12 protein-coding genes and 4 pseudogenes are annotated in these 16,459 nt (G+C 67.6%); 9 read left to right on the top strand and 7 right to left on the bottom strand.

All coding sequences use genetic code 11. From position 1 onward, the window contains the following. The first annotated feature begins 27 nt into the window (after positions 1-27). Positions 28-1,125 (top strand): hypothetical protein, encoded by a 1,098-nt coding sequence (locus tag ACSHXC_RS06085; RefSeq protein ID WP_438290570.1) that lies wholly within the window; start codon positions 28-30, stop codon positions 1,123-1,125. A gap of 604 nt (positions 1,126-1,729) precedes the next feature. Further along, complete coding sequence (locus ACSHXC_RS06080; RefSeq protein ID WP_438296455.1) at positions 1,730-2,164, top strand: N-acetyltransferase family protein; 435 nt, start codon at positions 1,730-1,732, stop codon at positions 2,162-2,164. 279 nt (positions 2,165-2,443) lie between these two features. Here ACSHXC_RS06080 and ACSHXC_RS06075 read toward each other — a convergent pair whose 3' ends face one another. Beyond that, positions 2,444-3,643: an IS110 family transposase gene (locus ACSHXC_RS06075; protein ID WP_438290569.1), complete on the bottom strand. Its 1,200-nt coding sequence runs from the start codon at positions 3,641-3,643 to the stop codon at positions 2,444-2,446. A 243-nt stretch (positions 3,644-3,886) separates the two neighbouring features. Then, positions 3,887-4,107: pseudogene (locus ACSHXC_RS06070) on the bottom strand (transposase); the annotation flags it as partial. A 398-nt stretch (positions 4,108-4,505) separates the two neighbouring features. On the opposite strand from ACSHXC_RS06070, the gene ACSHXC_RS06065 reads away from it, so the two are divergent. Beyond that, complete coding sequence (locus tag ACSHXC_RS06065) at positions 4,506-5,678, top strand: serine hydrolase domain-containing protein (RefSeq protein WP_438290568.1); 1,173 nt, start codon at positions 4,506-4,508, stop codon at positions 5,676-5,678. Between the two features lie 285 nt (positions 5,679-5,963). Further along, positions 5,964-6,146, top strand: a complete 183-nt coding sequence (locus tag ACSHXC_RS06060; protein ID WP_438296454.1) for a transposase family protein — start codon at positions 5,964-5,966, stop codon at positions 6,144-6,146. Here the strand turns inward: ACSHXC_RS06060 and ACSHXC_RS06055 are convergent. Then, entirely contained in the window at positions 6,143-6,469 is a 327-nt protein-coding gene (locus tag ACSHXC_RS06055; protein WP_438290567.1) for a hypothetical protein, read from the bottom strand. The two genes, ACSHXC_RS06060 and ACSHXC_RS06055, sit on opposite strands and share 4 nt — an antisense overlap. Positions 6,470-6,779: 310 nt before the next feature. On the opposite strand from ACSHXC_RS06055, the gene ACSHXC_RS06050 reads away from it, so the two are divergent. Then, positions 6,780-7,397, top strand: a complete 618-nt coding sequence (locus ACSHXC_RS06050) for a hypothetical protein (RefSeq protein ID WP_438290566.1) — start codon at positions 6,780-6,782, stop codon at positions 7,395-7,397. 71 nt (positions 7,398-7,468) lie between these two features. Here ACSHXC_RS06050 and ACSHXC_RS06045 read toward each other — a convergent pair. Together ACSHXC_RS06045 and ACSHXC_RS06040 are read right to left on the bottom strand one after the other, a co-directional pair. Further along, positions 7,469-8,006 (bottom strand): annotated as a pseudogene (locus ACSHXC_RS06045) (GNAT family N-acetyltransferase). Between the two features lie 78 nt (positions 8,007-8,084). Next, positions 8,085-8,777, bottom strand: coding sequence for a hypothetical protein (locus tag ACSHXC_RS06040; protein ID WP_438290565.1), 693 nt, complete (start codon positions 8,775-8,777; stop codon positions 8,085-8,087). Positions 8,778-9,291: 514 nt separating this feature from the next. On the opposite strand from ACSHXC_RS06040, the gene ACSHXC_RS06035 reads away from it, so the two are divergent. Further along, complete coding sequence (locus ACSHXC_RS06035; protein ID WP_438290564.1) at positions 9,292-9,696, top strand: hypothetical protein; 405 nt, start codon at positions 9,292-9,294, stop codon at positions 9,694-9,696. A 168-nt stretch (positions 9,697-9,864) separates the two neighbouring features. Continuing rightward, a pseudogene (locus ACSHXC_RS06030) lies at positions 9,865-10,191 on the top strand (transposase); the annotation flags it as partial. Positions 10,192-10,354: 163 nt separating this feature from the next. Here the strand turns inward: ACSHXC_RS06030 and ACSHXC_RS06025 are convergent. After that, a complete protein-coding gene (locus ACSHXC_RS06025; RefSeq protein WP_438290563.1) occupies positions 10,355-11,929 on the bottom strand; it encodes an outer membrane protein assembly factor BamB family protein in 1,575 nt (524 codons plus the stop codon). Between the two features lie 769 nt (positions 11,930-12,698). On the opposite strand from ACSHXC_RS06025, the gene ACSHXC_RS06020 reads away from it, so the two are divergent. Continuing rightward, entirely contained in the window at positions 12,699-13,520 is an 822-nt protein-coding gene (locus ACSHXC_RS06020; RefSeq protein ID WP_438290562.1) for a hypothetical protein, read from the top strand. A gap of 870 nt (positions 13,521-14,390) precedes the next feature. Beyond that, positions 14,391-15,071 carry a DUF6082 family protein gene (locus ACSHXC_RS06015; protein ID WP_438290561.1) on the top strand — a complete coding sequence of 227 codons (681 nt, stop codon included), beginning with the start codon at positions 14,391-14,393 and terminating at the stop codon, positions 15,069-15,071. A 700-nt stretch (positions 15,072-15,771) separates the two neighbouring features. Here ACSHXC_RS06015 and ACSHXC_RS06010 read toward each other — a convergent pair. Then, positions 15,772-16,442 (bottom strand): annotated as a pseudogene (locus tag ACSHXC_RS06010) (Scr1 family TA system antitoxin-like transcriptional regulator). Positions 16,443-16,459: the final 17 nt, after the last annotated feature.

The raw sequence follows: 16,459 nt of genomic DNA, 5'->3' as shown, positions 1-16,459 counted from the left end.
CACCTTTGGAACAAGATGGAGAATCCGATGAGGAAGAAAACCCTACGACGCGCCGCCACGGGCAAGGCGTTGCTCCTGGCGGCCCTACTGACCGTGGCGGTGCCCGGAAGCGCACACGCCAAGACCGCCGGTGTGACCGTGACCACTCCCGGAGCCACCATCGGCCCCGCGACCCCCTTCACCGGGGTCTCCTCGCACGCGGACTGCTCCGGCGGCCTCGTCTCCGGCGGCGGGGCCGACCAGGCCATCGGGAACGACCAGAGCTCCAACGGCAACCACGTGATGGGCATGGCGCCCAGTGCCGACGGCACCACCGAGTACACCGACACGCCCGGGATCGTCGGCACCGACGCCACGCACTGGCTGGCGTTCGGCGGAAGCGGGAGCCACAGCAGCCCCTCCTTCTCCACCACCCCCTACGCGATGTGCCTCCACAGCAATCTGATCAGGCACACCCAGGTGGTCATGAACAAGATCACCGGACCCACCAGCGGGCTGTCGGACCGCCTCGTGACGGCGACCTGCCCCAACGGCACGGTCCTGATAGGCGGCGGCGCCAGGACCACCCCGGCCAGCGTCGGCAGCCTCAAGCCGATCGCCGGCTTCCCCACCTTCAACGATGCCGAGCACCACTTCGGCAAGATTGCCGCGGACGACGGCGAGAGAGACCCCGACTCCTGGACGGCGGTCGGAGGGATCGGCGGCGGACGCGGCGAGAACAACATGACCTACGCCTACGCGATCTGCAGCGGGGACGACAGCAACCTGAAGCACGTCTCCACGACCGTCCACTTCAGCGAGGTGAGCGGCCCGGACAAGGCCGCCACGGGACAGCAGGCGACGGCCGGCTGCTCCCGCGAGGACGGGGACGGTGAACTGGTCAGCGGGGGCGCCGCCATCAGCGGAGGCAACGTGAACACGACCGACTTCACCAAGGCAGGTTCGGGCGGCCCCCACCTCAACGGCAGCTACCCCAGCGACCCCGACGGCACCCCGGTCGGCGACGGCAGCTCCAGCCCGGAGTCCTGGACGGCCGCCGCCCACAGCGGGGGATCGCCCGCCCCGAATAGCTACACCGACGTCTGGGCGCTGTGCCTGGACGTGCAGCACGGGTACAAGCACTAGCTCCGCCAAGAAGCCCCCGGAGCGGACCCTCCTGCGTCGGGAGGGCCCGCTCGCTGCTGCCTCTCCCGGCGACGCTACGGCCTAGAGTGGCGGTATAGATGCTGAAATAGCCTAGTTTGGCGCCCCGTTGTCGCTGTAAGGGGCAGGCGTGCGCTGCGGGCCCCCTCAGCGCCTTCTCGTCGAGGAAGGTGGCAGAGGCTGGCCCGCTCGGCGATAGCCCTTAGGTCCGCGTCCGCGTCCGCGTTCGTGGCGGGGTCGGCCCCGAAGGCGCGCCGGCTGTCGTTGCAGGCGTCGCGCAGTGGGTCGGCGGGCGCCCTACGCCTGACTTGTCCGAGACGGTCAGAGCCGGAATCACGGTCGGCAGTGCCGTCCTGGCCATGGCAGCCTGGGAACGCATCCCGGGTGGCCCGGCAGCCCGGGCCATGACCGCCCTGTCCGCAGTGAGGGCGTGGTGGGAGATCATTCTGCGGAGCTCTCACGTCTGAAAGACCTCGAAGTGGGGCAGTGCGGTGGTCGGCATCACCGGGCATTCATGCAATCTGCAGATCACTGATCATGAGTGTGGACCACTCCTGAAAATTGCTGTTGGCTCCTGCTGTCGTCGATGCGGCGGGGCGGGTCTCGGCTGTGCTCTTACGGTGGGGTGATGGTGCAAGTACGGAAGGGGCGATCCCGGCGTACCCTCCCGTCGCTGCCTGGCGTCGCTTCTGGTCGCCGTCGATGCCGACGCCCCGTGGGATGGATCAACTTCGGACCGTCCCGAGTCCAGGTTCCTGCGTGCGTACAGGCGAGATCCATGCCCTGCTACGTCCACCCGGCCGTAACTCGGCGGGGCATCGGTCAAGCTCTACTCAGCGAGGCTCATGCCCATATGGAGAGCCAGGGGTTTCAAGCCATGGTCCTGTGGGTCCTCAGCGACAACCACAACGCTCGCCAGTTCTATGAGCGGGCCGGGTACCGGGCCGACGGGCACACTCAGGACGACGTCTACGACGGCGTCACCCTCACCGAACTCCGGTACCAACGCGTGGTCTACTAGCGGTGGTTTGTTAGACGGGGCGGTAGAGGTCGAGAGGTCTGCCGGTGGCGACGGCGTTCTTGACCTGCCGGTTCAACGACTGGCCGCGGCTGCGCTCACCCTGACGGCCTACGCCCAGTCGATGCCGAGGTCGGCGAGTTGCTGTTCGTTGAGTTTGATGCCCCTATGGATGTCAAGTCGCGTCTCGGGCTGGTCCTGTGGGATCTGCCGTCGGGTTTGCGGGGACAATGAGCCGGTAGATCTCTCGGGCGACGTACCGTTTGAGTCCTCTGAGTCAAGTCAGGGGGCTGTGAGGCGTTGGGCAGCGGGGTGGCTGTAGGGGTCGTAAGGGGTGGCGTTGTGCCAGCAAGCCCATATGACACGGAGCCATGCGCGGGCGACGATCCGGGTGGCGTGAGGGTTGCGTTTTCCGCGTGCGCGGGCGTTTGCGTAGAGGCTGGCGGCCCAGGGTGATTGCATGCGGGAGTTGTGAGCGAAGGCAGTGATGGCCTTGCGGGCGCGTGTGTTGGCGGCCCACCGGAAGTAGACGCCGCGTGTTTTCCCTGATGCCTTGGTCACTGGTGCGGCTCCGCACTCGGCGGCGGCTTGTTCGGCGGACTCGACGCGGTCAAGGACCGGGCCGACCTCGGCGAGCAGCTGTGCGAGGTTGATGGTGCCCACGCCGGGCAGCTCGGCAAGAAGGACGGTGCGCGGGTGCCTGGCGAGGCGGTCTTTGATGGTCGTCTCGAGCTGGGCGATGGTCGTCTGCAGGCTGCGCAGGAGCTGGACTTGCGCGGTGATGAGCGCAGTGAGGACGTCGGCGGGGAGGTTGACGGGGGCGACGGGAGCAGAGCGGAGCCGGGCCAGCAGTGCGGATGCGGACTTGCCGCCGCGGTAGGCATGGCGCTTGCAGAAGGCGGCCATGCGGGCTTCGCCGAGTCGGGCGGCGGACTGCGGGGTGGGGTAGTCGGTCAGGAAGTTCAGGGCGATGTCGGAGACGAGCGAGCAGAACAGGTTCTTGGGTCCGGGCCAGTGCTGTTCGAGCAGAGCGCCGAGCTGGTTGCCGGCGGCGGTGCGTGCACGAACGTGATCGTCGCGCAGGCGCACGAGGGCTTGGAGTTCTCGCAGGCCGCTGTCGACAGGCACGAGGCGGCGCAGGCGGTGGCCGTCGGTGCGTAGGTAGTCGGCGAGTTTGTAGCTGTCGCCGGGATCGGATTTGGCGCCGGAGGCGCCCCATCGAGGTCGGGCGGCGTGAAATGCGGTGGGGTGGACGGGCACGACCGGGTGTCCGGCCTCGAGCAAGCGGTCGACGACCAGCCCACTGGAACGTTCGATGATGACGGGCAGTTCAGCCGGGGTGCCGTGGCTGGACAGTCGGGCCAAGGCGGCCGAAAGGTCGTCTTCGCTGTGCTGGAAGGCCCAGTGGTCGATCACGATGCCGCGGTCGTCAATGACGGTCACGTCGTGGCTGGCGCTGGCCCAGTCCCATCCGACGAACATCAATCTCGTCCCTTCTGCCGGAGTTGCTGGTTGACTCCGCAGGTGACGAGACCCGGCTGCCGGTTCCTCATTGTTCGGCCCTCGGTGGGGCATGTCCTTGACGCCGGTCTGGGGCCTCGGCGTGTCAGGGGCGGCAATACTCAAACTGGCCGTCGAGCGCGGCACGGCAACGAGGCCGTCCCCCGACACTCACCGGGGAATCACGGCCCATGGGTTGGGCCGCAGCATCGATACTTCCCCAATGAGACAGCGGATGATCTCGCGCTTGGTCTTGCCCTCCGTGAGGCGCCGCTGCATGTAGTTCTGGGAAGGGCCCGCCCGGCGCAGGCGGCTGAGGACGATCCGGTAGAGGGCGGCGTTGGCCTGGCGGTCGCCGCCCGGTTGAGTCTGCGGCGCTGGGCTTTGCCGGAAGATGCCTCGACAGGGCTGGTGCCGCACAAAGCGGCGAAGAGGACTCGGGAACCGGGTGAAAAAGAGAAGGCTGATGTCGAGTCCTGACCGGCAACTCACCTCGCAACTGCGTACCGCCGACGAAGGCCAGCTGCGATGGGTGCAGCTCCTTTGCGGGGACGGGCTGAGGTGCTGGACCCGTATCTGCACCACCTGCCACCACCCGCTCCCGCGCACGGGCCAGCACACAGCAACATGATCTGCCCAGACCTGTCGGAGCCCCACTCACTGAGGACAGCGTGGACTTCCCCGTCCGGCGCCGCCACGGCCGCCGGAACGCAGTGCGGCTCAACCAACGCGGCTGCCGTGAAGTCTCTTGTGTGCGAAGGGTGTTGATGCTGCGCTCCGGCGCTTGCCGGGGCAGCGGCGAGCGCCGTGTCCCGTAAGGGCAAGGATCCGTAAGGAGCGAGGCATGGCAGCTCGTTGGATGGCGCGCAGGGCAGCGGTGGCACTGGTTGCCGGAGCCGTCGTCGTCAGCGCGTTTGCCGCCCCCGCCGGGGCAGCGTCGTCGGGTGGTACGGCGCGGGGTGAGGGGCATCGGGCCACCCAGCGGGTCATGGACACGATAGTGAAGGCCGGGATTCCCGGGATTACGGCGCAGGCGAGGGACCGTAAGGGGGTCTGGCGGAGTACGTCGGGGGTCGGCGACCGCGCGACGGGTCAGCCGCGCGGTGTCGATGACCGCTTCCGTGTCGCCAGTATGACCAAGACGTTTGTGGCGACCGTGCTGTTGCAGCAGGAGGCGGAGGGGAAGGTCGGTCTCGACGACAGGGTGGAGCGCTGGCTGCCCGGCGTGGTGCGCGGCAACGGCAACGACGGGCGGAGGATTTCCGTACGGCAGCTGCTCAACCACACGAGTGGGATCTACGACTACCTTGCGGATCCCGGCTACCTGAAGAAGTACGTCGAGGCCCCGGGTTTCCTCCGGCACCGCTATGACACGGTGACGCCCGATCTGGCCGTGCGGACCGCCCTGTCGCACCGGCCGAGCTTCGAGCCCGGCGCCCGGTACGGCTACTCCAACACCAACTATGTCCTGTCCGCCCTGATCATGGAGAGGGTCGGCGGCCGCAGCTACGAGGACGAGGTCCGCACCCGCATCATCGAGCCGCTCGGGCTGCGCGGCACCGTTCTGCCCGGCAATTCCGTGGACGTGCCGAAGCCGAGCAGCCGGGCCTACTCCACACTGAGCGCCGATCCCGACGCGACGAAGATCTACGACGTCACCCGGCAGAACGCCTCCCAGTCCTGGGGCGACGGCGACATCATCTCCACCGCCGCGGACCTGAACCGCTTCTACAGCGCCCTGATCCGCGGTGAACTGCTGCCCGCCGAGCAGCTCGCCGAGATGAAGACGACCATTCCGCACCCGCAGAAACCCGGGTACCGCTACGGTCTGGGCATCGCCACGTACACGACCGACTGCGGGGTGCGGGTCTGGGGGCACGACGGCGGCTGGCTCGGCTCGCTTTCCGGGGCCGTCACCACCGAGGACGGCCTGCACACCCTTGCCTTCAACCTCAACGCCGACTGGGGCGTGCCCGACAGCGTCGACACCAACATCGTGAAGGCGGAATTCTGCTGAACCGGTGGGCAGTTGACCGGTCAGCAGTGATCCGGCTCAGGACTCCGTATGGGTGTGGCTCCCCTGCGAGGGACGACCCCAGCAGTACCAGCCTGCGGGTTCACGAGTGGCATGTGATCCCTTGAGTCATGCCGGCCGGCCTGGACTCCCCGGCAACGGCCTTCCAAGCGATCCTGATCACGGCTGCCGCGGCCACCTGCGGTGCTCGCCCGGCGGGGATCCGGGCCACGCACACCCATCCGGTAGAGCACCAGCTCAGCCCGTCCCTTCAAAGGAGCTGGGCTCATTGGAAACCGGCGTTCTACCTGCCTGATCCCGCACCGGCGCCCGGCAGGTGGTGAACTGACCGACGAGCAGGAGACCGACAACAAGGTCCATCGCAAGGCCCGGGCCCGCGTCGAGCGCGTCCTCTCCCGGATGAAGAACTGGAAAATCCTCCGGGACGTGGTGCGGATCGTGTCGTCCTAGACCCGCGCCGGCCGGGAGGCCTTCCGCCAGCCAGCGGCCTTGAGGCAGGCCCGTACGCCGCGGCGCGGCCCGGGGCAGGTCCAGCCGGTGATGGTGCCGAAGAGCGCCACAGCCCACCAGACGACCAGGAACAGGCCTCCGTAGTAGGACGGCCAGAACAACAGCCACACCACCCCGTAGCCCGAGGCCACGGTGAGGGCGGGCGGGGCCAGGAAGTACACCCAGCGCGGGGCGCGGTGTACGACCCGTACGGCCAGGCGCCCGCAGGCGAACGCGGACAACGCGAACGTGTTCAGGAGGGCGATGGCTATGACGGTGTCCATAGCCGGACCCTAACCGGCCGTATCCGCAGGTCACACGGGAGGGCGGCGAGGGGCGGGCTGCGTTCTGCGGTGAGGGCGGCCGGAATCCGCCAAGTAGGGGCACGGGTGGGAGAGTCGGGGCGGTTCCGCTTGGCGCAGCTTGGTCCAGACCTGCGGCGGGCGGGACCCGTTGGAGAGATGCTCCGCATGACGGCGTATCCACTCACGCGTTCTGGCCAACGTGCGTCACCTCTGTTCCCGCAGCCTCACCGTTCCCTCAGGCTCTTGCCTGTTGCCCGGGACGACCACCCCGGGCGGGAGGGAAAACATCATGCGAGCTACCAGGCCACTGGCCGTTGCGGCCCTGTCGTGCGCCGCGCTGCTGGGGACCGCCGCCGCCCCGGCCTCAGCAACACCGTCCACCGCCAGTGGGGCCGGACGGGAGGTGCACACCGCCGTCGACACCGGCCTGTACTCGGGTCCCGGGCTGAGCACCCCGCGCACCGGGACGGTGTGGGCGGGTGACAACTTCGCCGCGATCTGCCGGGTCACCGACAACAACGGCAAGCGCCTGCTCCTGGGTATTGAGCGGCCGGGCCGCAACGGGGTGCAGTGGGCGAACACCGCAGGCTACGTGTGGGATGACGACGTCATCGGTGACACCGCCGACCTGCCGAGCTGCGACGGCTACGGCCGCCGAGTCACCCCCAGCAGGGACACCGCCCTGTACGCCGGTCCTGGCCTGTCCACGGGGCAGGTGGGGACGGCGTGGGCCGGTGACGATGTCGCCGGGGTCTGCAAGATCACCGACAACAACGGCAAGCGCTTGGTTCTCGGTATTGAGCGGCCGGGCCGCAACGGCGTCCAGTGGGCGAACACGGTCGGGTATGTATGGGACCTGGACATCAGGGAGTCCACGGGAGATCTGCAGGACTGCGGCACCGCGTAATCGGCGCCTCCGCCCGGCTTGATGGCCCACGGCCCGCACCCCTCGGGGAGCGGGCCGTGGCGATGGGCCGGTCAGCGGGCAGGACGGATCATCGAGGTGAGGAGGGGCGAGGCGGGTGAGGGCTGGCTCTGCCCGATGTCCTCGTGCCCCACGACCGGTAGGTAGAGTTGGTGGACTTTCCCGTCTCCGGCGGCCGCGTTTACCGAGCGTTACGTAGGGTTCAGGGTGGCTGGCGAGCAGGGCGTCGAGCATGCGCCGCGCTGTGCCAGTCTTCCGCGCCCCGGGCCGCACCCCGATCTTCTGAGCGCCATGGCAGGCAGGACGGTGTACTCCTCCGTCGGCGCCGGGCAGTCCGCTGCCAGTATCGGTTGCTGTCCTCGATCGTGTTGCCGCAGGCATAGCCGATCGGATGGCCGTCCGCGCACGCGGACGGCCACGAATCCGGGTCGGCGCCGTGCCGGTCCAGGCGCTCGCCGAAGGCGGTGACGGCGTAGTCGGGCAGGTGCGGCAGCGGGGCGCGCACCGCTGCGTACGCGTCGATCAGGTCGCCGCGAGCGGCGTTGAGCGCGGTGAAGGTGTGCGGAGTTCGATAGCGGGTGCCGTGGTCAGTGGTCGCTGTGGTCTGCCGATGGCTGCACGTGCAGAGTCTCGGAGGCGCCTGACCGCTCCCCGGGACTCCTGCGCTCTTCATTCCCTTGACCGGGGTCCTATGTGAGGCCGAGTTTGGCCAGTGCCGTTGTACCAGTCGGTCGCGATGGCGTTCTGTGCTGCCGCGAGTTGGACCTTGCCGGAGCAGACTGCGGTGGAGAGTTTGGCTTCGACGCTGTCCTTGGGGTTGTTGGTGCCGCCGCCGGGCTTGTGGTTCGGCGACGGAGGCTCGACCCAGATGTTGCGCGGGTCGTCTGGATCGCCGCCGAGAACCAGGGAGATTAGGCGGTCATATCCGGCGTCGCCGATGGGGCCGGTGTAGCTGTACGACTTGGCGTTGGCGGTCTTCTCCGGTCCGGTGACGCAGAACGGTGGGCGGATCGTGGCTGTGTACCCGGACGTGCAGACCGTCTCCTTCAACGTCGCCTGTGTCACTTTCGGGTTGAGCGCGCCGGGGGTGCACTTCGGGTCCGGCAGCGGCTGCTTGTCCGCCGGGTACCGGTAGGTGCAGCTGCCCGGGGCGGGCTGGGCTTGCACGGTGTACTTCGTCTGCGGGCCGGGTCCGTACGGCAGCGCGGCTGGGGCGCCGCAGGCTGGAGCCGGGTTCCGGGCCGTGCTCGACGGCGCTTCGGGATGTTTCGCGCCGTCGGACGGTTTACCGCTTGACCGCCCCGCCACCGATGCGGCCAGCAGCAGCGAGAGCGCGGTGACGGTCACATGGCGCACGGACATCAAAGGTCCCCCCAGATTTAGGATGATGACGACACTGCGGAACTGCCCCCGATCACCAACTGCCGTGCTGTCAGGGGGTGTAGTCCGCCCGATCGAAGGACGCACCCGGAGCTGCCCTTCGTGGGGGCGTACGTGACGCACGTGACCTCGGTCCGCTCGGCCAACGGCTCGTCGCGGCCGCCTTCTCGGTTCTTCCCGGGATCGGTGACTCGTGCGTTTCGCGACGGGCGCACCGCCACTTTCGGTGTGTGGGGCCCGGCCCGTTTCACCCGAACGCCGGGGAAGGTGTTGCTGTGCGGCGGCGTGCTGCAGTCCATGATGGGGCAGCAGCTGACAGTAGGGAGTGCGGGGCATGAGGGCAACGGTGCGAGCGCGCAGGGCGGCTGTCGTGTTGCCGGCCATGGTCATGGTCATTGTGTCAGGTGCTGTTCCTGCCGTCTCGCAAGAGACGTCACCAGGCGCGGGGATGAGCGCACCGGTTGTTCGCGCGGGGCAGCCGGGTCCTCTCGGGAGTGTGCCCGGTGATGCCTACGACCCGGCCGCAGGCCCCCGGATCGTTCCCAAACCCGCGGCGGGCGCGGGTCCACAGCCGGTCGGGTCACGCTGGCTGACGCTCCTGGCCTCGGCCCGGGAGCCGGCCGAGGGCCAGTATGTAACGCTCACCGCGGAGACCAATATGGATGTCGCGGCGGGCCCCTACTGGATCAGCGTCTTCGACCAGACGGACCAGGTCTACCTCGCACTCTGCGGTGCGGGGACGATCTGCCACGTCTCGGTCACCCGGCACACGGCAGGGACCCACGACTACGTTGGCCTGGTGTCCGCCAAGCCCGACACCACCCTCAGCCCGTCCGACGTGCAGGGAGCGGCTGGAACCTTCGTCACCTGGAAACAACCCTCGCCACGTCCGTTCTCGTGAACACGCCAAGGAGAGTGTCCGGGGTAGGCGTTCCGCCGCCGGCAGGGCCGCCAGCCACTTTGCCCCGGACACCGCAACGGGGGTGCCTCAGGGAGTTTCACAAGCCGTCCACCCCTACGACCGGGACATCCCCCGCCACAGAGTCGGCTATGTGTGCCTTACGGCTTGCGCCTTGAGGACCGCATCCGCTGCGGCAAGGACACCGGCCTCGGCCGCTTCCCCTCCCGCCAGTTCGGCATCAACACCGTCTGGCTGGAGCTGTCCCTGGCCGCCGCCGACCTGCTCGCCTGGACGAGGCTTCTGCTGCTGGACGGCGAACTCACCACCGCCGGGCCGAGGAAGCTCCGCTACCGGCTCCCGCACGACGCTGCCCGCCACACCCGCGGCGGTCGCCGCCTCCACCTGCGCATCTCTGCAACCAGGCCCTGGAGAAACGAACTGGCTACAGCCTTCCGCCGGTTCGCAGCCCTGCCCCCGACCCGCCGGATGACCTAGACGTCCTGCACACTCACGACCAGAAGGACCTCGGAGACGCCAGTCACCGCACTGGCCATCCGGCATGCCCAGACCATGAAACCAGCCCGGACTCCCGCAAGTTGACGATCAACACTGCCATCTCACTCAAAGTGAAGGATCGAGGCTAGGGCACGGCGTGTGGTCACAGGGAAAGGAGCGGTCGGTAGGCGATGATCCGGCTTCCGGCGGCGACGTACACGGTGTGGTGGGCGATGGAGACACCGTTGCTCGCCAGTGCGGCCACGGCGTCGGGTGCGCCGTCGGCGGCCAGCGACCGGCGCAGGACCAAGATCCCGGTCGTTGCGTCGTAGGCGTCGAGGAAGCCGGTCGAGTCCGCCGTGTAGGCGACCCCGTCCGCGACGGCGACCGGCTGGTAGTGGATGCCGTCCGCGACGGGCGAGACCCAGGTGGCGGTGCTCGCGTCCGGTTTGAAGGCGGCCATCAGCGTGCCCGGGGAGACGTCGGCGTACACCTGGCCGGTCACCGGGTCATGTGCGGTGGAGGCGCCGTTGCAGACCAGGCAGCCGACACCGAGCAGTATCCGGCGCTCGGCTTCCATCGAGTCCGCCCGTACGACGTGGTAGATACCCGATTTCTGCAGTTCGCCGACGAGCAGTTCGCCGGTCGGGCCGCGCAGCAGGTTCGGTGCCGCGCCGAAGTCCAGGTCCTGTTGCAGGCAGGCGATGCTGTCGCGCGCTTCCTGGAGCGGGGGGAGGAACGGCGGGAACGGCGGGAAGGTCGGGTTCTCCGGCAGCAGCATGCACGTCGGCCGCGCCAGATCACGCACGATCGGGGCGTACTGGTCGATGAGTCCCTTGTAGGAGGCGGCGATGGTGGCGAACGTCGGGCTGCCCGGGATCAGATCGATCTTCAGGATCGCGTTGGTCCGCGGGTGTTCCTGTTGCTTGCTGAACGGATTGCCGGTCCCCACGTAGGCGTATCCGGTCGCCGTGTCCACCGCGGGCGTACTCCATATCCCGCCACCCGCGTAACCAGCCGCCTGGTCGGCTTCCGGGATCGTGTAGGTGTGCTTGAGGAGTTGGCCGTCGGACTCCCGCAGAACCGTGAACCCTCCCTGGCCGGTGGGCACTCCCTCCGGGCCGGAGAAGCCCACGATGACGGCCCCGCGGTACACGATCGGACTGGCGTTGGTGTAGCCGCCGGGCTGCGAGTCCAGCGGCGGGCTCTGCCACAACCGGCTCCCGGTCGCCGCGTCCAGCGCCAGCACATACGGCCCGCCCACCTTGTTCACCGCCACGAACACCTGCTGCCCGTCGACGGCGACCGTCGAGACGACCACTCCCGACCGGGTGCCCGTCTGGCCGACGGGCACATCGATGTGCGTGCGCCACACCCGGCGGCCGCTGTCCGCGTCCAGGGCGGCCACGTCACCGGCCGCGTCGCCGAAGAAGACGCATCCCCGCGCGACGACGGGCGTGCTGGCGATGTCCTCGTAACCCACCACCTGCGCCCGGTTGCCGGTGTCGTAGACCCAGCGTGGTGCGAGCGTGGCGGCCCGCACTGGCGGGAGGTCCTTCTCGTCCTGCTGCGTACGTGAATTGGTGTAGTCCCTCCCGTACATCGGCCAGTCGCCGCCGGGCGCGGGCGAGCCCGAACAGCCCCGGGCGAGCGGTGCGGCCGGTACCGAAGGGGCCGACACGCCGCTGAAGACCACGGTCGCGGCCACCGTGATGACCATCGTGACGAAATGTCGCATGGACGCCCTCCTGATCTGAAGGAGTAGTGGTGTGACGATGTGGCGTGCCCCGGCCGGGCCGCGCCCCGCGAATGTCGGCGGCTGCGATGTCGCCGTATCCGGGCCGTCCCGCGGCCCGTCCGGGCCGGCGACGTCGCGACCCGTGTGATTACCCCGCGACGGTCACCCTCGACGTGGGCATGCGGGTGCCGACGGCGCCACCGGCCCGGGTCGGCCGCGCAGACGGGCACGTGGGGTGCGTGGCCGGATCCATGCGGGCGACGTCGGCCGACACCCTCCCGGTCAGGGCCACGGTGATCGGCGCTGCCGTGGTGTCGTGGAGACCGACGGTGCACAAGGCTCCACTGGTGCCCCCTCTCCCGTCCCTGCCTCCACCGGATGCCGCAGGCACGGCAACTACCGGTGCTGCCGACGGCTGACTCGACGGGTCGGACCGAACTGCTGAGGTGCCGTCGAATCCCCGGTGGTGTCTTCTCCTGTTGCGGCAGTTGCAGATTTGGGCGCCATTTCGGGCCTGTTCTGAGCGTGCCGCGTGGTAGGAGTGTCCGCCGAGTGACTGGACTTGGCCATACAGTCGACGTGGCGCATGGTGGCGCGAGACAGAGCGCACTCCCGGCGGAGCGCCGAACAACCGGGCGTACGCCTGGCGGAGAAACCGCGGACGGGACTGCGCCGGGCCCGGACAGCCGTTCGCTCACCCGGCACCCTGCGGTCAGGGACCCTTCTGCGGAGTATGCCCGAGGAACCTGGGGAAAATGACGGCTTGTACGTGGACGAGATCGTCGCCCTCGACGCGCGTTGGTGGGGCCGGGCGGCTCCAGATCCAGGGTTTGGCGCGGGCGTTGAGGTGGGCGGTGGCCATGGTGGTGACTTCGGTGATGCCGTCGGGTCCGCAGAAGGACCGGTCGGCCAGGGCGGTTATGCGGCCCAGGTGACACCAGATCGCGTCACCGAAGGCAGCAGCTCAGCCAGGGCCTCAGGTGCTCCCCGCGCTACGAACCGCCGCCTGACCGCCGGCCACGTGCAGCACCTCCTTGGCGACGGTCCGTTTCCCAAGCCCGGCGGATGGACCCACATGGGCGCTGTCATCTGCGACGCCGGCTTCCACGCCCGCTGCAACTACGAGGCGACCCTCCGGCCGCGGCTTCTCCGGCTTCAAACGGACTGGCCCGATGCGGCGACGGTCTGCGGCTTCCAGAGGCGGCTCGCCACAGAAGACCTTGCCGCAGCCATGAACTTCAACCACTCGGGGAAGGTCGCGACGGCACACGCCATCACTGACCTGCTGGCTGCCAACGGGGTCGACACCCGCGAGGATCTCCACGCATGGCTCGACCACCAGGCCAATCGCGCCGCTCTGCGCACGGGGAAGGGGGTGGGACCGAAGACCATCGACTACATCGGCAACCTTGTCGGCCGTTCGCAGGTCGCCGTCGACGTACATCTGCGCGCCTTCGCCGCGGATGCCGGTGTCCCGGGGCTCCGCTACGAGCAACTGCGAGCCGTGTACGAGGAAGCAGCTGCGCTTCTCGGGCACGACCAGGCCGGACTGGAGCATGCCGTCTGGCAGTACAGGTCAGGGAACGTGTAGCCACCGCTCCTCCACTCAGCCGCCCGCACCTTCGAACCGTGCGACCAGTCGAACGGCTGGGCGGAGAAGGTGGGGCTGGTGATGGGGATTTACGTGAGGGCCGCACCGGCTCGGTAGCAAACTTTAGAGCCACCAGTCGGCTGTCGAACAACTAGAAGTCTTCGACGGGGAGTTGGAGCCGTTCGGCATCCGCGCTGCAAGTTGCGGATGGCGAGCAGTTTCACACGCAGCCCGAGCAGTGGACTCGGGGATCATTTATGGGCCGCCGCTCATTCAATTCGGCCAGGTTGAGTTCTGGGCAGCGAGCAAGCCTCCCCGCCAAGATGCGGTAACAGTGACTTCCCAGGGCTCAGTGAATCCGCGAACCGTATGGAACCCACAAGGCTCCCATGCCGGTGAGTTGAGGCTTCGAACATCTCTCTCAGCGGCCGGGAGCCTCGCGTGTTGTGGGCCCTTGCTCCGTCACCCGGCCGGTGGCCACGCTGAAGAGGCTCAGCGGTGACAGCACCATCTGCAGTTGGATGAACTGCCTCAGCTGACGTCGTAGGGCGCCTCGGTCGTCGCGCGGGGAGCTGGTCATCCGAGGCGGGGGCGCACGGCGGTCGCACGGGAAGCACGATTTGGGTCACGGCTACCCGCCGGCACAGCTCGTGCGACCGCGCACCCGGCCATAGTTCTAACCGGTACGAATACATTCGACGTATCGGGACGCAGGCACCTCAGGGACCGCAATCATTCAGGTGTCGCTGTAAAGGCACCCGAATATGGACGGCAGTCGTCCGAATCTATTTCTGCTTACGGCGCCCGATGGATGGATACTAGTTCTGTAGACCTTGTCACGGGTCACCATTCCAGGGGGGTGAGCTTTCGGTGAATACCCGCGCAAAGCAGGTTGCCCTTGCGATTTCTGCAACCTTCGCAGCCTGCTGCTCGTGCGTCGCGCTGAGCCTGTTACTCGTTCGCATTCCGTGGCTTCAGAGCCAGGACAGCAGTAACGCGGGTCAGGCGCTGGGTGCTGCTTCGGCAGTGAGTTCCACCGCGGTGCTCATCTACATGGCCGGGGCTATCCGTGTCCAGATGCGCGAAGCGGAGTTTCACCGAGATGCATTGAGGTCTCAACAGGAGTCTCTGCAAGAGCAGTGCCAGGTCAGCGGACTGACGAACGGCGAGCTCCATCGCACCTCGGAAGCCTTGATGCGGGGTCTCCATATGTCGTTGCACAAGATGGCGATGGATGACCCCGACCTCGTGGCCACCTGGCCCTCGTACAGCTCTGAGGGATCGGAGCTAAGGAACAAGCAGTACCTGTATATGAACCAAGTGCTATCGCTGCACTTCCTGGCTTACGAGACTGGGTACAGTACTGCCCAGATCGAGGGGTCCTTCCAGCATCTCTTCACCAGCCAGCTCTGGCAAGAATTCTGGGAGAGCCTGCGTATATCGCGAGCCCAGGAAATTCCGCCTGGCACTGCTGAGGCGGAATTCTCGGAAATAGTGGAGCGGGCGTACCAGGCAGCGCTTTCGGCGACCCCGCTGCGACGGAATGGTTGAACCCGAGGGTGAGTGACTATCGTCTCTCACCCTCGTTCAGGGGTCCGCCCGCTAGGTCTTAGGAATGTCCCGACGAGCCCTAATGAGGACGTCACGGGGTACGACTACGACGTGCTCCCCGGGGCCGACGCCCGCATCGTCCGGCAGCAAGCCGCGAAGCCGGTCCGTCATGCCTTCGCCGATTACAGCGAAGTCACCGGTACTCAGCTCGAAGACATCCGGGCAGTTCGTCTCGTTCAAGCATCCTCGAACCCGTGGCGAATCCCCCAGGCGTCGCGCAATGTTCACTTCGTAACCACTCACTATTCTTGGCATGGGCATGGCGTGCGATTGGCTGTGCGATTTGCAGGCCGCTGTGATGGGTGACAGCTGGATCGCGCTCATGATGGTGCAAGCCAACCGGATGATGGCAGGCCGAAGTCCCCGAGTCAGGCGGTGGCCTGCGCTCAGGGAGACCGAGCGCGAAAGGAAGGTAGCGCATGATTACCGTGCCTGGTGAACGCTTGGGAACATCGACGCGCCGATGCCTGTGGAAGGGGAAGATGATGCTGGCCGTCGGCCGGCAGCTGTTCTCCCGACCGTACATCCGGTACCGCTAGAACATCTGTGGGTTCGGCCGTGCTGGCTTCGCCCTCGTGACGGCGCGAGTGGCGCATTGACACGGCGAAGAGAACCGAGGAAATTGGTCGGTCGTGATCCATCAGGTCTTGATGCTGTGGCGCACTCGGCTGATCAGCTTCTGGGCGTCCGGGCCGAATACTGCGCTTTCGCTGAGCGTCGTCCAGAGGCGTTGGTAGAGGCGGAGACTGTCGGCGTCGTCCAGCCAGAGTTCGGCGTGCCAGTCCTCGGTCACTACCAGTCGGTCGTCGAAGATCCAAAATGCGTTCGCGGGCGGAAGTTTGAGGGGGGCCTCCCACGGCACGATCCCCAGGTGGACCGTGTCCATGCCCACAACGCCCAGCAGCCGGTCGAGCTGAGAGACCAGAACGGCGGGCGGGCAGATCTGGGCCCGCAGTGCTCCCTCCCACATCAGCGGATTCAGCCGCTTACCCGGCCGGTACAGCCACTCCTGCCGCCTCATGCGGGCCCGTACCGCATCTTCTGCGTCTCGTGGCGAGTTCTGCAGGGGGGCGTAGCTCTCGAAGATGTCACATCGAAGGAGCCGGCCTGGCCCGTGGCCTCAGCCCAGGCTCGGAGGTCTTCGGGTGCCGGAGTCTGCCGGCCGTTCTCCAGCTTGCTGATCTTGGACTGTGGCCAGCCAAGCTGCTGGGCCAAAGCCGTACCGGTGAGACGGCCGTACGGGCTCTCGACTCGGAGTTCCCGGAGTCTGCGCCCCAGGTCCTCGCGTGCCTTCTGGTAGTCCGTGCTCACCGGTACCTATTCTGTCT

Source organism: Streptomyces sp. HUAS TT7 (genome assembly GCF_051550175.1).
Classification (GTDB): Bacteria; Actinomycetota; Actinomycetes; order Streptomycetales; family Streptomycetaceae; genus Streptomyces.
Note: the sequence above shows the minus strand (reverse complement) of the source record. Positions and strands in the feature narration are given on the sequence as shown.